General features: G+C 71.1%; 25 protein-coding genes. 17 read left to right on the forward strand and 8 right to left on the reverse strand.

The genetic code is table 11. The features are described 5' to 3' along the window. Positions 1 to 8 precede the first annotated feature (8 nt). Positions 9 to 611 (reverse strand): HD domain-containing protein, encoded by a 603-nt coding sequence (locus MHO01S_RS00430; protein WP_060958797.1) that lies wholly within the window; start codon positions 609 to 611, stop codon positions 9 to 11. Positions 612 to 743: 132 nt separating this feature from the next. Here MHO01S_RS00430 and MHO01S_RS00435 point away from each other — a divergent pair, with 132 nt between their 5' ends. The 7 genes from MHO01S_RS00435 (at position 744) to MHO01S_RS00465 (ending at position 5,484) form a co-directional block, all read left to right on the forward strand. Then, complete coding sequence (locus tag MHO01S_RS00435; RefSeq protein WP_231734883.1) at positions 744 to 1,694, forward strand: NAD(P)-dependent oxidoreductase; 951 nt, start codon at positions 744 to 746, stop codon at positions 1,692 to 1,694. Between the two features lie 41 nt (positions 1,695 to 1,735). Then, positions 1,736 to 2,221, forward strand: a complete 486-nt coding sequence (gene msrB, locus MHO01S_RS00440; protein WP_060958796.1) for a peptide-methionine (R)-S-oxide reductase MsrB — start codon at positions 1,736 to 1,738, stop codon at positions 2,219 to 2,221. After that, positions 2,218 to 2,766, forward strand: coding sequence for a peptide-methionine (S)-S-oxide reductase MsrA (gene msrA, locus MHO01S_RS00445; RefSeq protein ID WP_060958795.1), 549 nt, complete (start codon positions 2,218 to 2,220; stop codon positions 2,764 to 2,766). The genes msrB and msrA overlap by 4 nt, the downstream gene beginning before the upstream one ends. A gap of 63 nt (positions 2,767 to 2,829) precedes the next feature. Further along, positions 2,830 to 3,294 carry a hypothetical protein gene (locus MHO01S_RS00450; RefSeq protein ID WP_060958794.1) on the forward strand — a complete coding sequence of 155 codons (465 nt, stop codon included), beginning with the start codon at positions 2,830 to 2,832 and terminating at the stop codon, positions 3,292 to 3,294. A 131-nt stretch (positions 3,295 to 3,425) separates the two neighbouring features. Next, complete coding sequence (locus tag MHO01S_RS00455) at positions 3,426 to 3,848, forward strand: hypothetical protein (RefSeq protein ID WP_036321705.1); 423 nt, start codon at positions 3,426 to 3,428, stop codon at positions 3,846 to 3,848. 45 nt (positions 3,849 to 3,893) lie between these two features. Beyond that, a complete protein-coding gene (locus tag MHO01S_RS00460) occupies positions 3,894 to 4,283 on the forward strand; it encodes a hypothetical protein (RefSeq protein ID WP_060958793.1) in 390 nt (129 codons plus the stop codon). Between the two features lie 4 nt (positions 4,284 to 4,287). Next, the gene (locus MHO01S_RS00465) at positions 4,288 to 5,484 is read left to right on the forward strand and encodes a cation:proton antiporter (protein ID WP_061781699.1); all 1,197 of its coding nucleotides are present in this window, start codon (positions 4,288 to 4,290) and stop codon (positions 5,482 to 5,484) included. Here MHO01S_RS00465 and MHO01S_RS00470 read toward each other — a convergent pair. The 4 genes from MHO01S_RS00470 to MHO01S_RS00485 all read right to left on the reverse strand — a co-directional run bounded on the left by MHO01S_RS00470 (position 5,465) and on the right by MHO01S_RS00485 (position 9,006). After that, positions 5,465 to 5,857: an HsmA family protein gene (locus MHO01S_RS00470; RefSeq protein ID WP_036321710.1), complete on the reverse strand. Its 393-nt coding sequence runs from the start codon at positions 5,855 to 5,857 to the stop codon at positions 5,465 to 5,467. The genes MHO01S_RS00465 and MHO01S_RS00470 overlap by 20 nt on opposite strands. A gap of 23 nt (positions 5,858 to 5,880) precedes the next feature. Continuing rightward, positions 5,881 to 7,227 carry a flavin monoamine oxidase family protein gene (locus MHO01S_RS00475; RefSeq protein ID WP_060958791.1) on the reverse strand — a complete coding sequence of 449 codons (1,347 nt, stop codon included), beginning with the start codon at positions 7,225 to 7,227 and terminating at the stop codon, positions 5,881 to 5,883. Positions 7,228 to 7,295: 68 nt separating this feature from the next. Beyond that, positions 7,296 to 7,736, reverse strand: a complete 441-nt coding sequence (gene nrdI, locus MHO01S_RS00480; protein WP_060958790.1) for a class Ib ribonucleoside-diphosphate reductase assembly flavoprotein NrdI — start codon at positions 7,734 to 7,736, stop codon at positions 7,296 to 7,298. Between the two features lie 64 nt (positions 7,737 to 7,800). Then, positions 7,801 to 9,006, reverse strand: coding sequence for a lipase family protein (locus tag MHO01S_RS00485; protein ID WP_082808011.1), 1,206 nt, complete (start codon positions 9,004 to 9,006; stop codon positions 7,801 to 7,803). 142 nt (positions 9,007 to 9,148) lie between these two features. Here MHO01S_RS00485 and adhE point away from each other — a divergent pair, with 142 nt between their 5' ends. The 6 genes from adhE (at position 9,149) to MHO01S_RS00515 (ending at position 17,407) form a co-directional block, all read left to right on the forward strand. Further along, entirely contained in the window at positions 9,149 to 11,869 is a 2,721-nt protein-coding gene (gene adhE / locus MHO01S_RS00490) for a bifunctional acetaldehyde-CoA/alcohol dehydrogenase (protein WP_060958788.1), read from the forward strand. 82 nt (positions 11,870 to 11,951) lie between these two features. Beyond that, complete coding sequence (locus MHO01S_RS00495; RefSeq protein WP_061781700.1) at positions 11,952 to 12,875, forward strand: L,D-transpeptidase family protein; 924 nt, start codon at positions 11,952 to 11,954, stop codon at positions 12,873 to 12,875. 88 nt (positions 12,876 to 12,963) lie between these two features. Beyond that, positions 12,964 to 13,260 carry a DUF1905 domain-containing protein gene (locus MHO01S_RS00500; RefSeq protein ID WP_060958786.1) on the forward strand — a complete coding sequence of 99 codons (297 nt, stop codon included), beginning with the start codon at positions 12,964 to 12,966 and terminating at the stop codon, positions 13,258 to 13,260. Next, positions 13,253 to 13,732 (forward strand): prepilin peptidase, encoded by a 480-nt coding sequence (locus MHO01S_RS00505; RefSeq protein ID WP_060958785.1) that lies wholly within the window; start codon positions 13,253 to 13,255, stop codon positions 13,730 to 13,732. The genes MHO01S_RS00500 and MHO01S_RS00505 overlap by 8 nt, the downstream gene beginning before the upstream one ends. Before the next feature lie 60 nt (positions 13,733 to 13,792). Next, a complete protein-coding gene (locus tag MHO01S_RS00510; protein WP_060958784.1) occupies positions 13,793 to 14,797 on the forward strand; it encodes a YihY/virulence factor BrkB family protein in 1,005 nt (334 codons plus the stop codon). 105 nt (positions 14,798 to 14,902) lie between these two features. Beyond that, positions 14,903 to 17,407 carry a glycogen/starch/alpha-glucan phosphorylase gene (locus MHO01S_RS00515; RefSeq protein WP_231734880.1) on the forward strand — a complete coding sequence of 835 codons (2,505 nt, stop codon included), beginning with the start codon at positions 14,903 to 14,905 and terminating at the stop codon, positions 17,405 to 17,407. A 695-nt stretch (positions 17,408 to 18,102) separates the two neighbouring features. Here MHO01S_RS00515 and MHO01S_RS00520 read toward each other — a convergent pair. Further along, positions 18,103 to 18,834, reverse strand: a complete 732-nt coding sequence (locus MHO01S_RS00520; protein WP_060958783.1) for a glutamine amidotransferase — start codon at positions 18,832 to 18,834, stop codon at positions 18,103 to 18,105. Then, positions 18,831 to 19,682 carry a LysR family transcriptional regulator gene (locus tag MHO01S_RS00525; RefSeq protein WP_060958782.1) on the reverse strand — a complete coding sequence of 284 codons (852 nt, stop codon included), beginning with the start codon at positions 19,680 to 19,682 and terminating at the stop codon, positions 18,831 to 18,833. The genes MHO01S_RS00520 and MHO01S_RS00525 overlap by 4 nt, the downstream gene beginning before the upstream one ends. Positions 19,683 to 19,878: 196 nt before the next feature. Here MHO01S_RS00525 and MHO01S_RS00530 point away from each other — a divergent pair, with 196 nt between their 5' ends. The 4 genes from MHO01S_RS00530 to MHO01S_RS00545 are packed head-to-tail and all read left to right on the forward strand — an operon-like array spanning position 19,879 to position 23,305. Further along, positions 19,879 to 20,817 carry an NAD(P)-dependent oxidoreductase gene (locus MHO01S_RS00530; protein ID WP_060958781.1) on the forward strand — a complete coding sequence of 313 codons (939 nt, stop codon included), beginning with the start codon at positions 19,879 to 19,881 and terminating at the stop codon, positions 20,815 to 20,817. A 41-nt stretch (positions 20,818 to 20,858) separates the two neighbouring features. Beyond that, positions 20,859 to 22,391, forward strand: coding sequence for a CoA-acylating methylmalonate-semialdehyde dehydrogenase (locus MHO01S_RS00535; protein ID WP_061781701.1), 1,533 nt, complete (start codon positions 20,859 to 20,861; stop codon positions 22,389 to 22,391). Between the two features lie 54 nt (positions 22,392 to 22,445). Next, positions 22,446 to 22,673, forward strand: a complete 228-nt coding sequence (locus MHO01S_RS00540) for a hypothetical protein (protein WP_060958779.1) — start codon at positions 22,446 to 22,448, stop codon at positions 22,671 to 22,673. Continuing rightward, positions 22,670 to 23,305, forward strand: coding sequence for a CYTH domain-containing protein (locus tag MHO01S_RS00545; RefSeq protein ID WP_061781702.1), 636 nt, complete (start codon positions 22,670 to 22,672; stop codon positions 23,303 to 23,305). The genes MHO01S_RS00540 and MHO01S_RS00545 overlap by 4 nt, the downstream gene beginning before the upstream one ends. A 150-nt stretch (positions 23,306 to 23,455) precedes the next feature. Here the strand turns inward: MHO01S_RS00545 and lpdA are convergent, their stop codons facing one another. After that, positions 23,456 to 24,856: a dihydrolipoyl dehydrogenase gene (gene lpdA, locus MHO01S_RS00550; RefSeq protein ID WP_060958777.1), complete on the reverse strand. Its 1,401-nt coding sequence runs from the start codon at positions 24,854 to 24,856 to the stop codon at positions 23,456 to 23,458. Between the last annotated feature and the right edge of the window lie 2 nt (positions 24,857 to 24,858).

Here is a 24,858-nt window from a genome sequence, read left to right on the forward strand (position 1 = left end):
GGATACCGCTACATCCGTTCCAACGGGTTGGCGGCCAGCTTGGCGACGATGCCGCCGTCGAGCAGGCGCCGCGCGGCCGTGTCGGGCTTGCGCGCGGCCTGGTCCGCGACGCACGCGCCGAACTCCGCCGCGAGTCGCCCGCGGGGGTACACCGCGAGCACCTCGCGCACGAACGACTCCGGAAGGGCGTCGGGTCGCGCGCCGGAGATGTCGAGGCCCGTGGCGATCTCGAGGAGGTGGCCCTCGGCATCCATCGCCGGGTCGACCTGCGGCCAGTTGTGCCGCACGATGACCTCGAGCACCCGGGTGCGTCGCTCGGCGGGCCAGCCGGCCCCCGCGGTGAGCGCGACGCCCACGTGTCCGCCGGCGTGCTCGTATGAGACGGTGTGGTTGTCGAACGCGGTCACGGTGCCGATGTCGTGCAGCACCGCCGCGACGTAGAGCAGCTCGTGGTCGACCTCGGCGATGCCGTCGACGCGCGCGAACGCTTCGGCCCAGAGCCACGAGCGCAGCGCGTGGGCCGTGATCGCGGGGGACTGGTACTGGCGGGCGAGCTCGAGCGCTCCTCGCGCGGCGAGGGTGTCGGGTGCGCGGAAGTCGGTGGGGTGCATGCCTCCAGTCTCCGCGCGCCCGATGCGCACCGACCGCCGCGTGGGCGTCGAGCCTCGTCGCATTCCTGCCAGATCGGTGCGCGACGCGCGTGCCTCGCTCTCCGTGCCGGCGTCGGAGATATCGTCGACGCCGTGAGCGTGGGAGCGCGAGTCGGATTCATCGGCCTCGGGATCATGGGGGAGCCCATGGCGCTCAACCTGGTGCGCACTGGCGTGGCGCTGACGGTGTGGAACCGGTCGGAGCGCGCCCGAAGGGTGCTGGTGGATGCCGGGGCGACGGCCGCGGCGGAACCGGCGGAGGTGTTCGCGCGGTCGGAGATCGTCATCCTCATGCTGGCCGGCACGTCGGCGATCGACGACGTGCTGGGTCCCGACGGCGCCCGGCGCGCGGAGATGCTCACCGGGCGCACGGTGGTCAACATGGGCACCGTGCCGCCGGAGTACTCCGCCCGGCTGGCCGCCGAGATCACCGGCGCCGGCGGCGTCTTCGTGGAGGCGCCCGTGTCGGGGTCGCGACGCCCGGCGGAGGAGGGGACTCTCGTCGGCATGCTCGCCGGGCCCGAGGATGCGGTGGCCCGCGTCAAACCGATCCTGGAGCCCCTGTGCGGCGCGCTCACCTTCTGCGGGGACGTCCCGTCGGCGTTGACGATGAAGCTCTCCGTCAACGTCTTCCTCATCGCGGTGGTCACGGGGCTGGCCGAGTCCTTCCATTTCGCCGCCCAGCACGGCGTGCCCGCGACCCTGTTGCGGCAGGTGCTCGATGCCGGGCAGATGTCCTCGCCCATCTCTCGCGTGAAGACCGCCAAGCTCGCGGCGGAAGACTGGACGCCGCAGGCATCCATCCGTGACGTGCTGATGAACAACGAGCTGATCACCGAGTCCGCGCGCACCGCCGGCATCGCGAGCCCGCTCCTCGACGTGACTCGGGAGTTGTACGCCGACGCCGTCGCGCGCGGTGACGGCGACCTCGACATGGCGGCCGTCGTGCGGGCGATCTCCGATCGGTCGGCGGGCGGCGCCTCGCCGGAACTCACAGCCGGCGTCCAGCCTGGCGGGACCAAATCGGGCGCATCCTCTGTTTGATCAGGTGACGCCGCAGCCAGCGGTGTCGCAGAGGAGACATCATGTCGAAGGACTACCGCAAGACCCCCGAGGCGCTCGGCCGCCTCACCGATCAGCAGTACGCCGTGACACAGGAAGAGGGCACCGAGCCCCCGTTCCGCAACGCTTACTGGGACCTGCACGACGACGGCATCTACGTCGATGTCGTCTCGGGCCAGCCCCTGTTCGCATCGACCGACAAGTTCGACAGCGGCACCGGATGGCCGAGCTTCACCCGCCCGATCGAGCCGGATGCCGTGGTCACCACGACCGACCGCACGCTGTGGATGACGCGCACCGAGGTGCGCTCGTCGGGCGCCGAGAGCCACCTCGGCCATGTGTTCGACGACGGCCCCCGCGCGGAGGGCGGCCTGCGCTACTGCATGAACTCGGCCGCGCTGAGGTTCGTGCCCGTCGAGGACCTCGCCGCCCAGGGTTACGGTGAGTACCTCGACCGTTTCCCGAACGCCCCCACCACCGACCCCACCCCTCAGGAGGATGCAGCATGACCAGCGGACCGAGCGACACCGGAGCCATCACCCAGCCGGCCGGCACCGAGACGGCCATCCTCGCGGGCGGCTGTTTCTGGGGCATGGAGGATCTGATCCGCCGTCAGCCCGGCGTGATCAGCACCCGCGTCGGCTACACGGGCGGTCAGAACGATCACGCGACCTACCGTCATCACCCGGGGCACGCCGAGGCGGTCGAGATCGTCTTCGACCCGAATGCGACCAGCTATCGCGACATCCTGGCGTTCTTCTTCCAGATCCATGATCCGTCGACGCTGAACCGCCAGGGCAACGACATCGGCACGAGCTACCGCTCCGCCATCTTCCCCGTCACGCCCGACCAGGAGCACGTCGCGCGCGAGACCATCGCCGACGTCGATGCGTCGGGGCTGTGGCCGGCGCCGGCCGTGACCACGATCGAGCCGCTGGGTGCGTTCTGGGAGGCCGAGCCGGAGCACCAGGACTACCTGCTGCGCTACCCCAACGGCTACACGTGCCACTTCCCGCGTGCGGGGTGGGTCCTGCCGTCCCGCGCCGACGCCTGAGCGACGCGCGGGAGTACGCCCCGAAGCTGTGAGGCGCACATCTTCGGGGCGTACCGTCAGGTCATGAGTACACAGAGCACGACGAAGAGCCCGTCCGACAGCGCCGCCCTCGGCCTCGGATCGGTGCTGGCGGGCTCACTGCCGTCCGCATTGATGACAGCGGACGCCCCGGCCCGCTACACCGTCGAGGCGGTGTTCACCCGTCGGCCGCAGCGCGAGGAGATCGCCGATCTGCTGAGCGACGAGACGCGCGAGATGCTGATCCGCAACGGATACCCCGTGGTCGAGCTGACGGTGTCCGATCGCCGCCTGGAGATCGCGAACACCAACCTCGAGGAGCTGCGCGACGGTCTCGGAACGGTGCTCGCCGACCGGCTCGCGGAGATCAGCGACCGCGCCGTCGAGCGCCGCGACGCGGCCGCCCTGCGCGACGAGAAGACGGCCGAGGGAGAGCGCGAGCGCGCCGCCGCCGTCGTGGCCCTCGCCGCGTCGGTCAGCTTCGAGCGCGCCGTGCCCGCTGCCGGATGATGCCGAACACGACGGTGGCGACGGTCCGATCGACCCGGGACTGAGGCGGTCAGCACTCCCACAGTCCGGTGTGAGACGCTGGACACATGCTCCACTGCGGTGATGGCATACCGACCCGAAAGGAAGGTGCCATGCCAGCGTGGTGGGAAGAAGTGCTCCATGTCGTGACCGGTCGTGTCAGCCGGCACGACGATCTCCCCGATCTGCGCGGGCTCGAGACGCGGCGGGTCGCTCTCGAGAAGACGCACTTCCTCGTCAACGACCGTGAGCGTCGCGGTGAGGAGCGGCGCACCTACGTGATGCGCCACGTCGCCTCGACCCGGCACGACACGACCACGGTGGCCGTGACCTCCAACGGCCGCGGCGTCGGCTCGCTTCCGCGCGAGGTCGCCGCGTCCATCGCTCCGCTCCTGCGCCGTATCGGCGGCGCGGCGATCATCAACGGCGCCGGAGCGCGCCCCGGCAGCCTCCGGCTGTGGGTCGATCTGCCCACCTCCGCCGCCCTCGGCGACTTCGCGCTTCAGCGGGACGGGGCGGCCACGCAGGACTCGTGACGCGTCGCGCCGGGCGCCGGCCCCGCCGCGGAGCACAATGTCCTCATGGCCGACCCCATCTGGAAGAACGACCCCGACGAGCATGACTTCCCCGCGGCGGAGGACTACCTCCGCCTCGTCGCCGATCCCGAGCGGGCCCGTTCTCTCGTCGCGGCCCTGCGCACGCGGGCGACGGTGGTGAAGAAGGCGAAGGACATCCTGCGGGCGGCGAACCTGCCGCTGCTTCCGATCGACAACCCGCACGTCGCCGATGACCTCCGCAAGGTGCGCGCGGGCAAGCCGCTGTCGCCCGTGCTCATCGTCCACGGCGACCTCACGCGCGGGCTGCCCGCGCAGATCGCCGACGGCTATCACCGCGTCTGCGCCAGCTGGTACCTCGACGAGAACACGGAGATCCCGTGCCGCATCGTCGGGCCGGACGCCGCCGCGGCGTGAACGCATGAACCTGCAGACGCTCGCGCTGGTGGGTGCGGTCGCGCTGCTCGGTCCGCTGCTGTCCGCCGGCAGTCGGTGGCGCGTGCCGGTCGTGATCGGCGAGCTCGTCGCGGGCATGGTGATCGGCGTCTCCGGGCTGCACCTGGTCGACCCCACCGACCGCACGTTCAGCTTCCTCGCGACGCTCGGCTTCGGTCTCACGATGTTCGTCGCGGGCACCCACGTGCCGCTTCGCGACGCGCGCCTGCGCCCGGCGCTCGGCCGGGGCGCGCTACAGGCCGTCGTGGTCGGCGTGGTCGCCGCCTTCGCCGGCTGGGGACTCGCGACGCTGTTCGACACGGGTCACGCCGCCGTCTACGCCGTGGTCATGGCGTCGTCCTCCGCCGCGCTCGTGCTACCCGCCGTCCAGCAGACGCGTCTCGGAGGTCCGCCGCTGCTGGCCACCATCGCGCAGGTCGCGATCGCCGACACGGCCTGCATCGTCGCGCTGCCCCTCGCGATGGACCCGGAGCGTGCACCGGTCGCGGCCCTCGGCGCGCTCGGCATCGCCGCCGTGGCGCTGCTGCTGGCGCTGGGGCTGCGGTGGGGCGCGCGCGGCGACCGGTGGAAGCGCCTGCGCGAGACCAGCAAGACGCACGAGCTCGCGATCGAGCTGCGCGTCAGCCTCATCCTCGTCTGCGCACTCGGCGCCCTCGCCACCGTCTCGCACGTCTCCGTGCTGCTCGCCGGTTTCGCCGGCGGCCTGGCGGTCGCCAGCGCCGGGGAGCCGCGGCGGCTCGCCCGACAGCTGTTCGCGGTGACGGAGGGCTTCCTCTCGCCCCTCTACTTCGTGTGGCTCGGCGCGTCGCTCTCGCTCGGCAGCCTCGTCGACGCGCCCGCGTACCTCTGGCTCGGTGTGCTGCTCGGGGCGGGTGCGCTCCTCGCGCACCTGTCCGGGGTGCTGCTGCGGCAGCGTCCGCTGTGGGCCGTGATCGCCGCCGCCCAACTCGGCGTCCCGATCGCCGCCGCCACGATCGGAGCCGAGACGGGAGCGCTCACCGCGGGGGAGCAGGCGGCGCTCGTGCTCGGGGCGATCGTGACGATCGCGGCGCTGGCGGCATCCACCGCGGTCGCCTCCCGGCGCACGGCGGTTCGTGCCGAGGGCGCGGATGCCGCCGACGGCACGGATGCCGCGTCGAACGTCAGCCCGCCATCGCGCTGACCGCGCCCGCGACGTAGGGGATCAGCCAGATCGCCCAGACGACGATGCTGAAGCGGTGGAACGCGCGCTTCTCGTTCTCGCGGCCCCGCACCAGCACGATGATCGCCCAGATCAGGTGGATCGCCATGAGGACGATCGCGGCGGTGCCGGTCCAGGCCATGAGGGTTCCCGCGGCCGTCTCGGCGACGCCGTCCGCGCGCCGGTCAGCCGCGATCTGCGTCATGAGCAGGGTGCCGGTGGTGTCGGCGGCGAGGCCGAGGGCGAACATGCCGGCGTGCCACCAGCGCAGCGTGCGCTGGATCCGCTCCGCCCAGACGCCGACGCTGTAGAAGACGAGGGCGGCGGTGATGATGACGATGGAAAGTGGAAGCATGCCGCCACTCTACGCCGAATCCTTCAGTTGTGTTGAAGGTTTTCGGGGGCGCGCCACAGCTGCTCGATCGGCACGCCCGTGCCGAGCACGTTCTGCGCGGCGCGGTGCCCCGAGCACAGCGCCGCCGTGACGGTCGCCGGGTCGTCGGTCCACGTCGCCTCGCCGGCCAGGTGCAGCACACCGCCGACCGGTGTGGCCAGGGTGTCGTGGTCGTCGGTCGTCGACCCCGGACGCATGTAGGCGTACGAGCCGCGCGCGTAGGGGTCGTCCTGCCATGCGGTGCGCTGGACGGCCACCGGATCGGGGACGTCGCTCCCGTACAGGCGTCGCAGCTGCGCCATCACGGAGGCGACGACCTCCGCATCCGTCTCGTGCCGCGTCGCGACCGCCGCCGGTCCGGCGGCGAAGGTCAGCAGCGTCGGCTCGCCGTGCAGCGCGGTCAGGTCGTACCAGGAGTGCCACCACCGCCCCTGGGGCCCCTGCTGGCGGACGGCGTACACGTCGGAGTCCCAGAACCGCTCCGGGAAGCGCAGGAACAGCTTCTCGAACGCGTTCATGCGCAGCCGGCCGAGCGCGCCGGCCACCGGCTCGGGCAGGGGCGGCTCGATCGCGAACGAGGCCGATTGCAGCACGCCGACCGGCACGGTCACCACGACATCCCGGCTGGTGAACGCGCCCCGGTCGGTCGTCACCGTCACGCCGTCGACGCCCCATCCCACGCGGGAGACGACGTGGGCGAGCCGGATGTCGAGCCCGCGCGCCAGGCCCGTGGCGAGGGCGTCGTAGCCGTCGGGGAAGACGACCTCGTCGCCGTCGATCTGGTCGTCGTCGAGGCCGTGGGCCGCGAGATCGCCGATCGCCGCGCCGTACTGCTCTTCGCTGCGGTGCGCCAGGTACTCGCGCACGCGCTCGGCCCGTTCCGCCTCCCAGCCCTGGGCGGCGAGGGCCGCCTCGGTCACGTCGCGGTACGTGGCGTCGGGCGCGGATGCCGCGATCAGCGGAACCAGGGCGGCATCCACGGCCCGGATGTCGGCCACGTACGCGGCCGCTTCGTCGGTGCTCAATCGCCGCCCGTCGGGGGAGTAGTGCGCGATCGGTCGACTGTCGGGCTGGTAGCCGCCGACCGTGAACTCCACGGTGCGCATGCCGAATGCGCTCGCCGCGGCGGCCACCGGGCTGTCGGTGATCCCGTGGATCCACGAGGCGCCCCGGTCGGTGACGCGCCCGTCGGACCGATCGGTCCAGACGCGGCCGCCGATGCGATCGCGCGCCTCGAGGACGACGGTGCGCCGTCCGGCATCCGTCAGCAGGCGCGCCGCGGCGAGCCCCGAGATCCCGGCACCGATGACGATCGAATCGAATGCGGCCACGGCGCGTCCCTTCCTCCCGGCGGCGCCTCCCTCGGCGTCGTAGGAGCGACGTTAGCGCGCAGGCCCGCTCATCCGGTGCTGCGTACGTCGTCGAGGGCCGCGTCGAGGGTCGCGAGGATCGCCGCGCACCGCTCGACGTCCTCCCGCGTGCCCGACAGCTCGAACTCGAACAGCACGGGCCGGCCCGACGTCTGCGACAGCTGGCGGGCGGCGGCCTGGTAGTAGTCGCCGAAGTTGCGGTTGCCCGATCCGATGATCCCGACCATTCGTCGGCGCGTCATGGGCGAGCGCAGGAACGCCCGCACCCCCGCGGGCAGGGTCACCTCTTCGGCGTTGCCCGCCTTGTACGACGGCGTCAGCAGCACCCACGGTCCGGTCGGCTCCGTGCGACGCACGTCCGAGCGTGCGAGGTTGAGCACCCGTCGGCCGTCGATCCGCGCGAGCGCCTCGGCGAACCGGCCGGTCAGGTTCGACGACGAGGAATAGTAGTACACGGGGATCTTCCGCATGCCGACAGTCTGATCGGACGGGATGGCGCGCGCTCGCCGCATCGGCGTGACAAACCCGATGCGCTCACAGGCGGTGGGCGTCGAGCCACTCCAGGAGCGCCGGGAGCGCGAGGTAGGCGATCGTGCCGTGGTCGGCGTCGCGGACGGGGTGGAACTCCACGTCGATCCCGAGCGCCCTCTCGTGGGCCACGAACGCCTCCGTCGCGGAGGGCACGACCAGCGTGTCGTCGAGCCCCTGCGCGACGAACAGGGGAGCGGCGAAGGCCGCCCCGCCGGCCGAGTTCTCGGCCAGGATGCCGGCCCAGGGCTGCACCGTGGCCGGGTCGGCCGTGACGAACCGCCCCACCACCGGCTGGCCGATCCGGTGCAGGCGCGAGATGTCGGTCAGCAGGCACAGTCCGTTCATCTCGGGGAGGATCTCCTGCGCCGCGGGGGTGAGGATGCCGTCCAGGTCGGCGCCGCGGTCGGCGTACACCCCGGCATACGCCGTGAAGGCGTACGCGCCGATCGTCACCCCCGAGATGTCGTCGAGGTGGGCGCTGAGCAGCGAGGTGAGATCCGCCGCGGGTGCGGCGACGGCGACGGCCTCGATCGTGAGCTCGGGCGCGTAGGCCGCCGCGCGTTGCGCCGCGAACAGCACGGCCTGGCCGCCTTGCGAGTGGCCCCACAGCACGACCCGGTTGGATGCCTGGGCGTCGGAGAGCTCCCGCGCCGCCCGCACGGCGTCGAGCACGGCGTTGCCGCCGGTGTCGCCGACGAGATAGGAGTCGGGACCCGCGGTGCCCATGCCGACGTAGTCGGTCGCGGCGATCGTGTAGCCCCGGTCGAGCAGCGCGCGCATCCCTTCGATCAGCTCGAACGGGTCGAACGCGCGAGAGGGTGCGCAGTCCGCGGCGGCGCCGGTGGTGGGATGCCCCCAGGCGAGCACCGTCCGCCCCTCGCGAGGCGCTCCCTCGCGCGGGGAGACGACGATGCCGGTGGACAGGACGGGGGCGCCGTGCACATCGGTCGTGCGGTACATCACCCGCCAGGCGCGGGCGTCGAACGGCACCCCCACCAGCTCCGCCGCTCGCACGAGCGTGCCCGCAGGGCCGTCCGTCGCCCCCGCCGGCGCGGCGTAGAACGCGGCCTCGTCGCGGCGCTCGATGTCGTCGCCGATGAGCCGCGCGCCGACCACGGCGGCCACGCACGCGAGCACGAGGGCCGTCACGACGAGGATCGCGCGCGCGATCGGGTGGCGCCGGCGGACACGGGCGCGATCATTTCTCATGGCCGGAGCCTAGTGGCCGAGCGGCGCGGGTCTTGTGTGGTCAGACCACATCTGCCATACTGATCGCAGACAGGCCCGAGAGCCCTCGGACCCGGAAAGCGATGACGCGGACACCGTGTCCGCGCCGGGTAGGAGACCCACAATGTCCACCTCGATCGATGCTCTGGTCGAAGGCGCACAAGCCGCGCTCGCAGAGTACGCATCTTTCACCCAGGAGCAGGTCGACCAGATCGTTCGCAAGGCGAGCGTCGCGGCCCTGCACTTCCACGGCGAACTCGCCCTCATGGCTGTCGAAGAGACCGGTCGCGGTCTGTTCGAGGACAAGGCCGTGAAGAACATGTTCGCTTGCGAGCACGTGACGAACTCGATCATCAACCAGAAGACCGTCGGCGTCATCTCGCACGACGAGATCACCGGCATCACCGAGATCGCCGACCCCGTGGGCGTCATCTGCGCGCTGACGCCGGTCACCAACCCGACCTCGACCGCGATCTTCAAGTCGCTCATCGCGCTGAAGACCCGCAACCCCATCGTCTTCGGCTTCCACCCCGCCGCCCAGAAGTGTTCCGTGGCCGCGGCGAAGATCGTCCGGGACGCCGCGGTCGCCGCCGGCGCCCCCGAGAACTGCATCCAGTGGATCGAGGAGCCCTCCATGGAGGCCTCCGGCGAGCTCATGAACCACCCGGGTGTGGCGCTCATCCTCGCCACCGGCGGCAACGCGATGGTCCGCGCCGCCTACTCTTGCGGAAAGCCCGCCCTCGGCGTCGGCGCCGGCAACGTGCCCGCCTTCATCGAGCGCACCGCCAAGGTGGGTCGCGCCGTCAACGACATCGTCCTGTCGAAGTCGTTCGACATGGGCATGGTCTGCGCCAGCGAGCAGGCGGTCATCCTCGACGAGCCGATCGCCGCCGAGGCGCTCGCCGAGTTCGCCCGTCTGCACGCCTACATGGCGACCGCGGACGAGAAGCGGATGCTGGAGGAGTTCATCTTCGGCGTCACCGCCGGCAGCGAGAACTGCGCCGGCGCGAAGCTCAACCCCACCGTCGTCGGCCAGTCGCCGCAGTGGATCGCCGAGCACGCCGGCTTCACGGTGCCCGAGAACACGTCGATCATCCTCGCCGAGGTCTCCGGGGTCGGTCCCCACGAGCCCCTGACGCGGGAGAAGCTCGCACCCGTGCTCGCCGTGCTGCGCGCCTCGAGCCCCGCCGAGGGCATCGATCTGGCCCGCCAGATGGTCGACTTCGACGGTCTCGGCCACTCCGGCGCCATCCACTCCAACGACCAGGACGTCATCGCCGAGTTCGGCAAGGTCGTCAAGGCCGTCCGCATCATCGAGAACAGCCCGTCGGCACTCGGCGGCATCGGTGACATCTACAACGCCTTCATGCCGTCGCTCACCCTCGGCTGCGGCTCCTACGGTCACAACTCGGTCTCCAACAACGTCTCGGCGGTGAACCTCTTGAACGTCAAGCGCATCGGTCGTCGCAACAACAACCTCCAGTGGTTCAAGATCCCCGCGAAGACCTACTTCGAGCCGAACGCGATCCGCTACCTCGCCGACATGCGCGGTGTCGAGCGCGTCACGATCGTGACCGACGAGACCATGACCAAGCTCGGCTACGTCGACAAGATCATGGATGTGCTGAACCGTCGCGAGAACCGCGTGCAGGTGCAGCTCATCAACACGGTCAAGCCGGAGCCCAAGGTCTCCGAGGTGCGTGCCGGCGCCGACCTGATGCGTCAGTTCCAGCCCGACACGATCATCGCCCTCGGCGGCGGGTCGCCGATGGACGCCTCCAAGGTGATGTGGCTGCTCTACGAGAACCCCGAGGTGGAGTTCTCCGACATGTGCGAGAAGTTCTTCGACGTGCGCAAGCGCGCGTTCAAGTTCCCCGAGCTCGGCAAGAAGGCGAAGCTCGTCTGCATCCCGACCACGTCGGGCACGGGCAGCGAGATGACCCCGTTCGCCGTCATCACCGACGACGAGAGCGGCATGAAGTACCCGCTCGCCGACTACGCGCTGACCCCGTCGGTCGCGATCATCGACCCCGTGCTCACCAAGGTGCTGCCCGGCTTCCTGGTCGCCGACGCCGGCTTCGACGCCCTGACCCACGCCACCGAGGCGTTCGTCTCCGTCTACGCCAACGACTACACCGACGGCCTGTGCCTGCACGCGATCAAGCTCATCTTCGAGAACATCGAGCGCAGCACGAAGGCCCAGCCGAACTCGACGGATGCCGAGGACATCAAGGCCCGCGAGAAGATGCACAACGCGGCATCCATCTCGGGCATGGCCTTCGGCAACGCGTTCCTCGGGATCGTGCACGCGATGGCGCACGTCACCGGTGCGACGTACCACCTGGTGCACGGCCGCACGAACGCGGTCTACCTGCCGCACGTCATCCGGTACAACGGCACCGTCCCGACGAAGCTCACCAGCTGGCCGAAGTACGAGCGCTACATCGCCCCCGAGCGGTTCCAGGAGATCGCCAAGCACCTGGGCCTGCCGGCATCCACCCCGGAGGAGGGCGTCGAGAGCTACGCCCGCGCCGTCGAGGAGCTGCGCGACCGGGTCGGCATCGAGCGCTCGTTCCAGCAGCAGGGCGTCGACGAGACCACCTTCATCTCGGGCCTGCAGGATCTCGCCCTGGCCGCCTACCGCGACCAGTGCGCCCCGGCGAACCCGCGGATGCCGATGATCGAGGACATGAAGACCCTCATGGAGGCGGCGTACTACGGCAAGTCGTTCGCCGAAGTCCGCGCCGCGCGGAAGGTCGCGCACGCGGAGAGCGAGGCCGTGACGGGAACCGTCCGCACGGCGCCCGCCAAGGGAGCGGCCAAGAAGGCCAAGGCCAGCGCCTGATCGACGCTGCGGAACGAGGGGGGTCGGGGGAGCATACCCGGCCCCCTTCTCCGTGCCCGCACGATCTCCGTACCCTGGACCCATGCACAGGCCGCGCCGCGTACGGGTCGGGGACATCGCCCCCTGGGTCGTGACGGCGCTCGCGGTGGTCGGCGGCATCGCCGTCGCGACCGCCGTCGCGGTGGCGGGGACGGCCGGCGAGGACCCGCGCCCCACCGCGGACGCCGCTCCACCCGCGGCGACGGCGCCGGCCGGGACGGCGGCGGGCACAGCGGCGACGGATGCTCCCGCGGACGCCCCGGAGAACACGACCGCCTACGACATCGCCGCCCTGCCCCAGATCGACGTGTGGTCGGTGACGCCCGGCATCCCCGTCGACGATGCGCCCTTCGCGCCGATGACCGGAGAGCTCGCGCGCCCCGTGACGGCGGCGCCGATCTTCGCCGATCCCGCCGGCGAGCCGCTGGGATACCTCCCGCGCGACGCCGCCTACGGCGGGACGACGGTGCCGGTCGTCGTCCGCCAGCAGCACTGGGTCAAGGTCCTGCTCGCGGGCCGGCAGGGCGTTCCACCGGACGGCAACCCCGCGCAGACGGTCGGCTGGCTGCGCGCCGCGGATGTCGAGCTCACGCCCGTGACCGCGTACGTGGAGGTGCACCTGGCGCAGCACACGATCGACATCGTCTCGGCATCCGGTGTCGAGCGGGTCGCCGACGACTTCGCGTGGGGTAAGCCGTCGACGCCCACGCCGGTGGGCCGCACGTTCGTGATGCTGACGCGCGTCGTGCCGGAGTTCGCGTACACCCAGGGCCATCCGCTCGTCTACCTGGGCGTGCAGTCGTCGTCGATGGCCGGATTCGACGGCGGCACGGTCGCGGTGACCGCGTTCCACTACTACCGGGAGCGCTCGGGAGCGACGTCGTTCGGCTGCATCTATCTGGACGGGGCCGCGACCGATCGGCTCGCGCAGCTGCCGCCGGGAACACCCGTCATCGTCTCCCCGTAGGATGCCTCGCGCGCGCTGCCGTGTGCGGGCCCGCCGGGTTGTGCACAGGCGGACGGAGACCCCGAGGCGAGGTCGCTACGATGACCGCGTGCGCTTCGACTTCGACGGTGAGATCTTCCGCTGGTCCGCCCGACGGGAGGACTGGTACTTCGTCGAGCTGCCCGCCGCCGTCAGCGCCGACATCCGCGAGCTCCCGCGTCCGCCGCGCGGATTCGGCGCCGTGCGCGTCGACGTGGTCATCGGCGGCTCGCAGTGGCGCACCTCCGTCTTCCCCGACGCGGAGCGCGGACGCTACGTGCTGCCGCTGAAGCGAGCGGTGCGTGAGGCGGAGGGCATCGACACCGCGGGCAGCGTGCGTGTCCGACTCGACGTGCTCCATGGCTGACGCGGCCGTGGTCCTCGTCGCGGCGGCCTACCTCGGGGCGGCCGTCGTCGGCGTGGTCCTCGCCGTCGTCGACCTGCGCACGCATCGCCTGCCGAACGCCATCGTCCTTCCCGCGCTCGCCGTCACCGTCGCGCTGCTCGCGGCATCCTGCCTGCTCGGCGCGCCCTGGAGCGCGCTCCTGCGTGCGCTCACGGCCGGCGCCGTGCTGTTCGTGCTCTTCCTCCTCCTGCGGATGCTCGGCGGCGGGGCGATGGGCGGAGGCGACGTCAAGCTCGCCGCGCTGGTCGGCGTCCTCCTCGGCTGGGCCGGGTGGTCGGCGGTCGTGCTGGGCGTCCTCGCGGCCTTCCTGCTGGGCGGCGTCGTCGCCGTCGCGCTGCTGGTGACCCGCCGGGCGAGCCGATCGACGCGCATCCCCTTCGGGCCCTTCCTCGTCGCCGGAACCTGGATCGGGGTCCTCGCCGAAGGGGTGTGACCCCGGCCGGTCGCTGTCAAGGCCCCGCGGCCGGCGGAGGTCGCCGCCTATCCTGGCGGGATGGACATCTCCCGCGTCATCGCCCGCGCGCTGTCGCTGACGCCCGTCCGCGCGTTCCTGCGCTACGGCGAGCGGCGCGGCGCGATGCTGGCCGACAGCGTCACCTATCGGACGCTCTTCAGCGTCTTCGCGGCGGCGCTGCTGGGCTTCTCCGTCGCGGCCCTGTGGCTCTCCGGCGACCCGCAGGCGTGGCAGGCGCTCATCGCGGCGGTCGACCGGGCCATCCCCGGCCTCGTGGGCGAGAACGGCCTCATCAAGGTGGACGAGATCGACCTGTCGGTCGGCCTCTCGGTGGCCGGCGTGCTCTCCCTCATCGGTCTCGTGGGCGCGGCGATCGGTGCCATCGGGTCGCTGCGCACGGCGATGCGCGTCGTGTGCGACAAGCTCACCGATGACGTGCCCATCTGGATCGTGCTCCTCCGAAACGTCGGTCTCGCCGTGGCCGTCGGCGGCGCCCTGCTCGCCTCCGCGGTCGTCACGATGCTGGGGACCGCCGGCCTGGACGTCGTGGCGCAGTGGCTCGGTCTCACACGCGAGGACCCCGCCATCGCCTGGGGCACGCGGGTGCTCGCGATCGTGGTGACCTTCGTGCTGGATGCCGCGGCGGTGGCGGTCCTTTTCCGCGTGCTCTCGGGTGTGCGCGCCCCCGCGAAGGCGCTCTGGACGGGCGCCCTTCTGGCCGCGGTGGGGCTCACGGTCCTCCAGCAGCTGTCCGGGCTGTTCGTCGGCGGCGCCGCGTCCAACCCGCTTCTCGCGTCCTTCGCGGCGCTGATCGCGCTGCTGCTGTGGATCAACCTCTCGGCGCAGGTGATCCTGATCGCCACGGCGTACATCTTCACGCTCGTCGAGGAAGGCGACGACCGCGTACGTGCGCGCCACGGCGCCGCGACGTTCGCTCAGCGACGCGTGCGCTCCGCGGAGAACGTCCTCGCTCTCGCGGCCGCCGAACTCGAGGAGGCCCGGCGGGCGGAGCAGAAGGAACGTGACGGCGCCGGGGCGTCCTGACGGTCGCGTGTAACGGCCAGGTAAGAGCCGCGTGAAAAGACCCCCGCCGATGTGCATCGGGCGGGGGTGCACGTTAGCGTGTGAACTGTGTCAGAACCCGAATCTGTGACCGGTCCCACCTCCGTGCCCCACCCGCTCCACGCGACGCACCCGCTGGCTCTCGCGCCGGTGACCGGTCCGGCGAGCTCGGTCGACGGATTCGTCCGCCAGTTCCTGCGGAACCTCAACTACGAGCGGGGCGTGCCGCTGTCGGCATCCAGCCCGAACGACCGCTACTTCGCCTTCGCGATGACCGTGCGCGACTACCTCATGGCGCGCTGGCTCGAAGACCTGCGCCGTCAGCGCGTCGCGCAGGCGAAGGGCGTGTGCTACCTCTCGGCGGAGTACCTGCTCGGCCGCCAGCTCGACAACAACCTGCTCGCGAGCGGTCTGACCGAGATCGCCACCGAGGCGATGGCCGCCTGCGGCATCGACATCGACGAGCTGCGCGCGCAGGAGGTGGAGCCGGGCCTCGGAAACGGCGGTCTGGGACGCCTCGCCGCGTGCTTCATCGACTCGCTCGCGACGATGGGCGTGCCGAACGTCGGCTACGGCATCCGCTACGAGTACGGGATCTTCCGCCAGACCTTCGTCGGCGGTCAGCAGGTCGAGCAGCCCGACGCGTGGCTCACCCTCGGCTCCCCGTGGGAGTTCCCGCACCCCGAGGCCGCTCGCCGCATCTCCTTCGGCGGACACACCGAGACCTACGACGACGACGGCGTCATCCGCAACCGCTGGGTTCCGGGCTGGCACGTTCAGGCGGTGCCCTACAACTACATGGTGCCCGGATACCTCAACGGCCGCGTCAACACCCTGCGGCTGTGGAGCGCGAAGGCCACGGACTCGTTCGACCTGCGCGTCTTCAACTCCGGCGACTACGAGGAGGCCGTGCGCGCCCAGACGTTCGCCGAGAACATCTCCAAGGTCCTCTACCCGGAGGACTCCACCCCGCAGGGCAAGGAGCTGCGCCTCCAGCAGCAGTACTTCTTCGTCGCGGCATCCATCGGCGACTTCCTGGAGAACACGCTGCCGGACGACTTCGACCTCGAGAAGCTGCCCGATCGTGTGATCTTCCAGCTCAACGACACCCACCCCGTCATCGGCGTGCCCGAGCTCATGCGCGTGCTCATCGACGAGAGGAAGCTCGAGTGGGATGCCGCGTGGGCGATCACGCAGCAGTGCTTCGCGTACACGTGCCACACGCTGCTGCCCGAGGCGCTCGAGGTGTGGTCGGTCGACCTGCTCGGCCGCCTGCTGCCGCGGCATCTGGAGATCATCTACCGCATCAACGAGGAGTTCCTCGACGCGGTGCGCGAACGCTACGGCGACGACGAGATGCGCATCCGCAACATGTCGATCATCTCCGAGTTCCCCGAGCGGAGCGTCCGGATGGCGTACCTGGCGACCGTCGCGGGCGCCAAGGTCAACGGCGTGGCCGAGCTGCACTCGCAGCTGCTGCGCGACAAGGTGCTGCCCGACTTCAACGACTTCTTCCCGGGCAAGTTCACCAACGTCACCAACGGCATCACGCCGCGCCGTTTCGTGCGGCTCGCGAACCCGGGGCTCTCCGAGCTGATCACCGAGGCCATCGGTACCGGCTGGCTCACCGATCTCGAGCGCTTGCGTGAGCTCGAGACCTACGCGGAGGATCCGCAGTTCCGTCAGGCCTTCGCCGACGTGAAGGCGGCGAACAAGCGGCGCCTCGGCGAGGTGCTGCGCGCCCGCGACGGCTTCGAGATCAGCGACGGCCACATGCTCGACGTCATGGTCAAGCGCCTGCACGAGTACAAGCGCCAGATGCTGAAGCTGCTCCACGTCGTCACGCAGTACGAGAGCATCGTGTCGGGCCGGGTCGCGGCATCCGAGATCCTCCCGCGCACCGTGATCTTCGGGGCGAAGGCGGCTCCGGGCTACGTGATGGCCAAGCGCATCATCCACCTCATCAACGCCGTCGGCGAGGTCGTGAACGCCGACCCGCGGGTCGAGGGGCGCCTGAAGGTGCTCTTCCCGCCGAACTACAACGTCACCCTCGCCGAGCGGCTGATCCCGGCTGCCGATCTGTCCGAGCAGATCTCGCTGGCCGGCAAGGAGGCCTCGGGTACCGGCAACATGAAGTTCGCGCTCAACGGCGCGCTGACGATCGGCACCGACGACGGCGCGAACGTCGAGATCCGCGAGCTGGTCGGCGACGACAACTTCTTCCTCTTCGGCATGAGCGAGCCCGAGGTGGAAGCGCTGTGGGCCCGCGGCTACAAGCCGGCGGACTTCTACCAGCGGGACGAGAACCTCCGCCGGGCGATGGATCTCATCGCCTCCGGCGCGTTCTCGGGCGGCGACCGCAGCGTGTTCGAGCCGATCGTGTCGAACCTGCTCTACGACGACCGCTTCATGGTGCTCGCGGACTACTCCTCCTACGTGGCCGCGCAGGCGCGGGTGGATGCCGCCTACACGGATCAGGATGCCTGGACGCGCTCGGCGATCCTGAACGTCGCCCGCTGCGGGTTCTTCTCGTCCGATCGCTCGATGCGCGACTACATCGAGCGCATCTGGCACACCCCGCCGATCCTCTGACGCGGGCGCGTCTCGACTCGCTGCGCTCGCTCGACGACCGGCCCGCTCCGCGTCCCGGTCGTTGAGCAGGAGCGCAGCGAGTCGAAACGCGCCGCCGCGCGCCTTGCCTGCCCGCAACTGCAAGGCGCGCTGACCGACACGCCGTGTGCGCGGGGGGATGCGGCGGCGTGTCGCGCGGCATCCCTTGCATTTCGGCTCGCGACGGGGCCACGGCACACAGCCGCGGCCACGCGCCGCGCCGCGCCCCGCCCCGCGTCCCGGTCGTTGAGCGAGGAGCGCAGCGACGAGTCGAAACGCCCCGCCGCGCTGCGCGCGCCCCGCCCGTCCTCAACTGCAAGGCGCGCTGACCGACACGCCGCCTCCGCGATGGTTGCGGCGGCGTGTCGCCCGGCATCCCTTGCATTTCGGCTCGCGGCCGGGCCGCGGCACACAGCCGCGGCCACGCCCCCGCCCCCGCCCCGGTCGTTGAGCGAGGAGCGCAGCGACGCGTCGAAACGCCCCGCCCTGTCCGCAACTGCAAGGCGGGCTGCCCGGCACGCCGTGTCCGCGGGGGATGCGGCGGCGTGTCGCGCGGCATCCCTTGCATTTCGGCTCGCGGCCGTGCCACGGCAAACAGCCGCGGCCGTTCCGCGCCGCGCCACACCCCCCGCCCCGGTCGTTGAGCGAGGAGCGCAGCGACGAGTCGAAACGCGGTGTCAGCGGGCGTAGCGCTCGACGAACGCGCGCAGGAGGGCGCCCGTGTGCACGACGGGCAGCCGCCGCACGGCCGCGAGCGTGAGGTCGAGCTCGCCGGGGCCGAAGTAGCCGTAGTCCGCGTAGGCGCGGATGCGTGTCGAGATGCCCTCGACGTCGCATTCCGGGTGGAACTGGGTGGCGTACACGTTCCGGCCCACCCGGAACATCTGCACGGGGCACGCCTCGCCGCGCACGAGCAGGGTGGCCGACTCCGGCAGTCGCGAGATCGCCTCCTTGTGCCCGACGAACGCGGTGAACCCGTCGGGCAGCGTCGCCAGCAGCGGGTCGTCGCGCCCGGCATCCGTCTTCTCCACCTCGATCACGCTGATCGGCTCACGGTAGGTGCCGTCGATCACCGCCCCCTGGTGCGCGCCGACCGTGCCCACGCCGTAGCAGGCGCCGAAGAACGGGAAGTCGCGGGCCACGACCTCGTCGAGGAGCCCCGCGATCTCCGCTTCGACCCGCCGCTGCACGGCGGACTTCTTCTCGATCGGGTCGGAGGCGTTGAAGGGGCCGCCGCCGACGAAGACGCCCGAATACTCGTCCAGATCGACCTCGCCGAGGGGCCCCGCCTCCATCCGCACCCGCACCAGCTCGTTCGCCGACAGGCCCGTGAAGCGGAGGAAGAGGGCGTACTCCTCGTCGGCGGGCAGATCCTCCGCCCGCGTCGCCAGCAGCAGGAACGGCTTCATCGCCGGCCCTGCTCGATGTAGGCCGTGATCGCCGCGAGCGTCGCCGCGACGGCGGGGTTGCGCGGGCCCTCGTCGCGCGCCACGGCCCAGTACGCGAGCGGGTGCGCGTAGGCGCCGTCGAGCACGCGCACGAGGCGCGGGTCCGCATCGCCGAGGAAGTCGGGCAGGATGCCGACGCCCGCCCCGGCCGCGGTCGCCTCGACATGCGCGAAGACGCTTGTCGAGCGCACCGACGCGGGGGAGTCGGGCAGCTCCTGGAGGGCGCGATCGAGCTCATCGACCTGCAGCGAGCTCTCCACGTAGTACACGAGCGGGTGGGCGGAGAGGTCGGCGACGGCGGCGGGGGTGCCCTGGGCGGCGAGGTAGTCGGGGGCGGCGTACAGACGCAACGCGTAGGAGCACACCGGCGTCGCGTACGCGCGCAGCACCTGCGGCCGGCCGACGACGATCTCCAGGTCGACGCCGGAACGGTTCTGGCGCACGCGCTGCGTCGCCGACAGCAGCTCCACCGCCAGCTGGGGGTGCTCGCGTCGGAGCGCGGTCATCGCGGGCGCCAGGAACACCGACGTGAAGGCGTCGGGGGCGGAGATGCGCACCATGCCGTGCACGGCGTCGGCGTCGTCGCCGTCGACGAGCTCCCGCAGCGAGGCCTCGATGCGCTCGGCGATGGTCACCGCGCGGTGACCGAGGTCGGTGACCTCCCATCCGCCCACCGTCCGCACGAGCACGCGCCCGCCCATCGCGCTCTCCAGCGCCGCGATCCTGCGGGAGACGGTCGAGTGGTTGACGCCGAGCACCTCGGCGGCGGCGGTGTAGCGGCCGAGGCGCGCGACCGAGAGGAAGGTCATCAGCGCATCCAGGGGCGGGTCGGGGGGAGCGAGGGGCATGCCGACGAGTGTGCACCAATGCACACCAGTGGTGCAAGTTTGCCGCCGACGTGTGCATTGATCGATGACTCGTGGCTGCCTACGCTGGCGGTGGCGGCCCTCGAGGACGACGGCCGCCGCCCGCGACGATGACCGTCGCCGGTCGAAGGGAGCTGTCATGTCCACGATCGCCTTCATCGGACTCGGCCATATGGGCGCCCCCATGTCGGCCCACCTGGTCGCCGCGGGTCACACCGTGCGCGGCGTCGATCTCAACCCCGCGGCCGCGGCGTCCGCCGCCGGGCGCGGGGTGCAGATCGTCGCGTCCGTGGCCGCGGCGCTCGACGGCGCGGATGCCGTGATCACGTCCCTCCCCAAGCCGGAGCACGTCCGTGCCGTGTACGGGGGAGCCGACGGCATCCTCGCGCACGCGGCGGCATCCACTCTTCTGCTGGACACCTCCACGGTCGATGTGGAGACCTCCCGCTGGTGTCACCGCGAAGCTGCGGACCGCGGTCTCGCTTTCGTGGACGCGCCGATCTCCGGCGGCACCGCGGGAGCCGAGGCGCACACGCTGACCTTCATGCTCGGGGGCGACGCCGCCGACGTGGAGCGGGCCCGGGGGATCGTGGCGCCGATGGCCGGCAACGTCATCGCCTGCGGCGAGGCCGGTGCGGGCATCGCCGCGAAGCTCGTGAACAACATGATGCTCTTCATCTCGGTCATGGCGGTGTCGGAGGGTTCTCAGCTCGCCGAGCAGCTGGGGCTCGACCCGCAGGTGTTCTGGGACGTCGCCCGCGTCTCGTCCGCCGACTCGTGGGCGCTGCGCACCTGGTACCCGGTGCCGGGCATCGTGGAGAAGGCGGCCGCGAACAAGAACTTCGACGCCACGTTCTCGGTCGACCTCGCCCGCAAGGACTGCGGCCTGGCCGTGCAGGCCGGCGACGACACCGGCGTGCACCTGCCGGCGGCGCGTCTCGCGCTGAGCCAGCTCGACGAGCTCATCGCCGAAGGACTCGGAGGCAAGGACTGCACGCTCGTCGCGCGCTTCGCCTCGCCGGACGGCACCCTCCGCGGCTACGACCCGGCGCGCGACGGCGCGGCCGCCGTGGCCTGACCCCCGTACCTGCCCGCCACCGATCCCGAGAGAGCATCCTCATGAGCATCGCCTCCACCGCCTCGTCCACCGCCTCGTCCACCGCCGGGACTCTCACCGCCATCCCGCACGTCGTCGGCGGCGCGCGCGTCACCGGCGACGGTCGGACCGGTCCCGTCTTCAACCCCGCCACCGGCCGGCAGACCGGAGAGGTCGCCCTGGCCTCGGCCGCCTTCGTGCACGAAGCGGCGCGCGTCGCCGCGGCCGCGCAGCGCGGATGGCGCGACACCGGTCTCGGCAAGCGCCAGCAGGTGATGTTCCGCCTCCGCGAGATCGTCGCGGCACGCGCCGAAGAGCTGGCGCGCCTCATCACCGCCGAGCACGGCAAGACGGTCGACGACGCGCTCGGCGAGGTCGCGCGCGGACTCGAGAACGTCGAGTTCTGCACGAGCCTCATGCATCACCTCAAGGGCGACTACTCCGAACAGGTCGCCTCCGGCGTCGACGTCCATCAGGTGCGCCAGCCCGTCGGGGTCGTCGCGTGCATCACGCCGTTCAACTTCCCGGCGATGGTTCCGCTGTGGATGGTGACGACGGCGATCGCCGCCGGCAACGCGGTCATCCTCAAGCCCAGCGAGCGCGACCCCTCGGCCGCCGTCTGGCTGGCCGACGCGTTCGCGGAAGCCGGTCTTCCCGCCGGCATCCTCAACGTCGTCCACGGCGACAAGGAAGCCGTGGACGCCATCCTGGACGATCCGATCGTGCGCGCCGTGTCGTTCGTCGGCTCGACGCCGATCGCGAAGTACATCTACGCGCGGGCCGCCGAGAACGGCAAGCGCGTGCAGGCGCTCGGCGGGGCGAAGAACCACATGATCGTCATGCCGGATGCCGACCTCGACGCCGCCGCGGATGCCGCGGTGTCCGCCGCCTACGGCTCGGCGGGGGAGCGTTGCATGGCGGTCTCGGTCGTCGTGGCGGTCGGCGACGTCGCCGACCCGCTGATCGCGAAGGTCGCCGAGCGCATCGGCGGACTCGTCGTCGGCGACGGCACCGACCCCGACAGCGACATGGGGCCGCTGATCACGCGCGACGCCCTCGACCGCGTGAGCGGGTTCGTGGCGGGCGCCGCCGGCGAGGGCGCGCGCGTCGTGGTCGACGGCCGCGACCTCTCCGTCGACGCGGACGGGTTCTTCATCGGCCCCTCGCTCGTCGACGGCGTCACGCCCGGGATGCGCGTCTACGACGAGGAGATCTTCGGCCCGGTGCTGTCGGTGGTTCGCGTCGCGAGCTACGACGAGGCGGTCGCCCTGGTCAACGGCAACCGCTACGCGAACGGCACGGCGGTGTTCACCCGCGACGGCAAGACGGCGCGACAGTTCGAGTACGACATCGAGGTGGGCATGGTCGGGGTGAACGTCCCGATCCCGGTCCCGATCGGCGCCTTCTCGTTCGGCGGCTGGAAGGATTCGCTCTTCGGCGACACGCACATGTACGGGCCGGAGGCGTTCAACTTCTACACGCGTCGCAAGGTCGTCACCACGCGCTGGCCCGACCCGAGCGAGAGCCAGATCAGCCTCGGCTTCCCGACGCACTGAGCCCCCGGCGATAGGCTGGGAGTCCACATTCCGCTTCATCGTCGGAGGTACACCATGGCGATCGCACGACTGCACGGAGGCCCGCTCGACGGGCAGGTCCTTCCCCTGGACGACGAGAGCCAGGACCGCCTGATCATGCCCTACAGCGAGACCCAGATCGTCTACGAGCGCGCCGGGGCCGCGGAGAACACGGGCGAGGGCGACGGCCCGACGTCGGCCGACTTCCACTTCGTCGAGGCCGAGGACGACATCGATCCCGACCCCGACGGCCGGGACGAGTGAGCACGGAGCCCTCCCGCTCGCTCGAGATCGAGCTCACCTTCGACGTCCACGGCGACACCCCACTGCCCGACCTGTCGGGTCTGCCGGGTGTCGCCGTCGTCGACGGTCCGGATCGGCGCGAGCTCGACGCCCGCTACCTCGACGTCGACGGCTACGCGCTCGGTCGCGCCGGCTATGCCGTCCGTCGCCGCACGGGAGGTCCCGACGCCGGCTGGCACATCAAGGGACCGAAGGGGGCCGACGGCGGCCGCATCGAGACGCACTGGCCGCTGGACGGCGCCGGCCTCGACGACATCGCGGTTCCGGATGCCGTGGCATCCGCCGTCGCACACCTCGTCCCGGGGGCTCTCGCGCCCATCGCGCGGATCCGCAACGACCGCCACGCCTATCTGCTGCGCGACGCCGACGGCGGCGTCGTCGCCGAGTTCGTCGACGACCACGTGATCGCCACCGATGAGCGCCGGCGCGTGGAGACCACGTGGCGCGAATGGGAGTTCGAGCTCGGCCCCGCGGCGCCGACGGCACCCGCCGCCCGCGCCGCCCTGCTCGCTGCTGCCGCCGCCGCGGTCACCGCCGCGGGCGGCCGCCCCGCGGCATCCGACTCGAAACTCGCCCGCGCGCTGGGTCTCTGACGCGCCTTCGTCCGTCCCGTGTGGGCGGTATCGCGCCGCGATCGCGACATCGCGGGACGGACGAACGCGCACGGATGCCGGAAACCACTGACGCCGCCCCCGGCTTCGGATGGGGCGGCGTCAGTCGCAGTAGTCAGCGTACTCCTGGGCTCACAGGTTGATCATGTGACCGGCGAGGCCGTGGAAGGCCTCCTGGAGCGCCTCCGACAGGGTCGGGTGGGTGTGCACGTTGCGCGCGAGCTCGAGGGCCGTGAGGTCCCACTTCTGCGCCAGCGTCAGCTCGGGCAGCAGCTCCGACACGTCGGGGCCGATGAGGTGGCCGCCGACGAGCTCGAGGTGCTCGGCATCCGCGATGAGCTTCACGAAGCCGACCGGCTCGCCCAGGCCGTGGGCCTTGCCGTTGGCCATGAAGGGGAACGTCGCGACCTTGTACTCGCGGCCGGTCTCCTTGTACTGCGCCTCGGTGTAGCCGAACGAGGCCACCTGCGGCGAGCAGAAGGTCGCGCGCGGCATCATGCGGTAGTCGCCGAGCGCCATGGTCTCGGCGCCGCCGATCGTCTCCGCGGCCACGACGCCCTGCGCCTCCGCGACGTGCGCGAGCTGCAGCTTCGCGGTGACGTCGCCGATCGCGTAGATGCCCTCGACGTTGGTGCGCATGAAGTCGTCGATCTCGATGGCGCCGCGATCCGTGAGCTTCACGCCCGTGTTCTCCAGGCCGAAGCCCTCCACGCGGGGGGCGAAGCCGATCGACATGAGCACCTTGTCGGCCTCGATCGAGCCCTGCGCACCGCTCTTGTTGTCGGTGTAGGTGACCGTGACCTTGTCGCCGCTGTCGACGACCGACTCGACCTTGGTGGACACGAGGATGTCCACGCCCAGGTTCTTGTACTGCTTCGCGATCTCCTTCGAGACGTCCGCGTCCTCGTTCGGGAGGGCGCGGTCGAGGAACTCGATGATCGTGACCTTCACGCCGTAGTTGGTGAGGACGTAGGCGAACTCCATGCCGATGGCACCGGCGCCGACGATGACGATCGATCCCGGCAGGTCGCGGGTGAGGATCTGCTCCTCGTACGTCACGACGTTCTCGCTCAGCGTCACGCCGGGCAGCAGGCGCACGGTGGAGCCGGTCGCGATGATCACGTTGTCGAAGGTGACCTCTTCGGTCGACCCGTCCGACTTCGTCACGGTGATGGCCTTGGGGCCCGTGAAGGAGCCGCGACCCTCGAACTCGGTGACCTTGTTCTTCTTCATCAGGTAGTGGATGCCCTTGACGCGGCCGTCGGCCACGACGCGCGAGCGATCCCACGCCTTGCCGAAGTCGAGCGTGAACTCACCCGAGATGCCGAAGAACTCGGACTTGTGCTTCAGGGTGTGGGCGATCTCGGCGTTCTTCAGGAGCGCCTTCGAGGGGATGCAGCCGACGTTGAGGCAGACACCGCCCCAGTACTTCTCTTCGATGATGGCGACGGACTGGCCGAGCTGAGCGGCGCGGACCGCCGCGACATAGCCACCAGGGCCGGCACCGAGGACGACGACGTTGAAATGAGGCATGG

Origin of the sequence: Microbacterium hominis NBRC 15708, assembly GCF_001592125.1 — a bacterium.
In the GTDB taxonomy this organism is placed as follows: domain Bacteria; phylum Actinomycetota; class Actinomycetes; order Actinomycetales; family Microbacteriaceae; genus Microbacterium; species Microbacterium hominis.

Coding starts and splice junctions, on each gene's coding strand:
- MHO01S_RS00540 (WP_060958779.1), top strand. CDS start 22,446: ATGGCGATCGCACGACTGCACGGAGGCCCGCTCGACGGGCAGGTCCTT.
- msrB (WP_060958796.1), top strand. CDS start 1,736: ATGTCGAAGGACTACCGCAAGACCCCCGAGGCGCTCGGCCGCCTCACC.
- MHO01S_RS00505 (WP_060958785.1), top strand. CDS start 13,253: ATGGCTGACGCGGCCGTGGTCCTCGTCGCGGCGGCCTACCTCGGGGCG.
- MHO01S_RS00465 (WP_061781699.1), top strand. CDS start 4,288: ATGAACCTGCAGACGCTCGCGCTGGTGGGTGCGGTCGCGCTGCTCGGT.
- msrA (WP_060958795.1), top strand. CDS start 2,218: ATGACCAGCGGACCGAGCGACACCGGAGCCATCACCCAGCCGGCCGGC.
- MHO01S_RS00460 (WP_060958793.1), top strand. CDS start 3,894: ATGGCCGACCCCATCTGGAAGAACGACCCCGACGAGCATGACTTCCCC.
- MHO01S_RS00485 (WP_082808011.1), bottom strand. CDS start 9,006: ATGAGAAATGATCGCGCCCGTGTCCGCCGGCGCCACCCGATCGCGCGC.
- MHO01S_RS00520 (WP_060958783.1), bottom strand. CDS start 18,834: ATGAAGCCGTTCCTGCTGCTGGCGACGCGGGCGGAGGATCTGCCCGCC.
- MHO01S_RS00510 (WP_060958784.1), top strand. CDS start 13,793: ATGGACATCTCCCGCGTCATCGCCCGCGCGCTGTCGCTGACGCCCGTC.
- MHO01S_RS00530 (WP_060958781.1), top strand. CDS start 19,879: ATGTCCACGATCGCCTTCATCGGACTCGGCCATATGGGCGCCCCCATG.
- MHO01S_RS00495 (WP_061781700.1), top strand. CDS start 11,952: ATGCACAGGCCGCGCCGCGTACGGGTCGGGGACATCGCCCCCTGGGTC.
- MHO01S_RS00470 (WP_036321710.1), bottom strand. CDS start 5,857: ATGCTTCCACTTTCCATCGTCATCATCACCGCCGCCCTCGTCTTCTAC.
- MHO01S_RS00525 (WP_060958782.1), bottom strand. CDS start 19,682: ATGACCTTCCTCTCGGTCGCGCGCCTCGGCCGCTACACCGCCGCCGCC.
- MHO01S_RS00430 (WP_060958797.1), bottom strand. CDS start 611: ATGCACCCCACCGACTTCCGCGCACCCGACACCCTCGCCGCGCGAGGA.
- adhE (WP_060958788.1), top strand. CDS start 9,149: ATGTCCACCTCGATCGATGCTCTGGTCGAAGGCGCACAAGCCGCGCTC.
- MHO01S_RS00535 (WP_061781701.1), top strand. CDS start 20,859: ATGAGCATCGCCTCCACCGCCTCGTCCACCGCCTCGTCCACCGCCGGG.
- MHO01S_RS00450 (WP_060958794.1), top strand. CDS start 2,830: ATGAGTACACAGAGCACGACGAAGAGCCCGTCCGACAGCGCCGCCCTC.
- MHO01S_RS00455 (WP_036321705.1), top strand. CDS start 3,426: ATGCCAGCGTGGTGGGAAGAAGTGCTCCATGTCGTGACCGGTCGTGTC.
- nrdI (WP_060958790.1), bottom strand. CDS start 7,736: ATGCGGAAGATCCCCGTGTACTACTATTCCTCGTCGTCGAACCTGACC.
- lpdA (WP_060958777.1), bottom strand. CDS start 24,856: ATGCCTCATTTCAACGTCGTCGTCCTCGGTGCCGGCCCTGGTGGCTAT.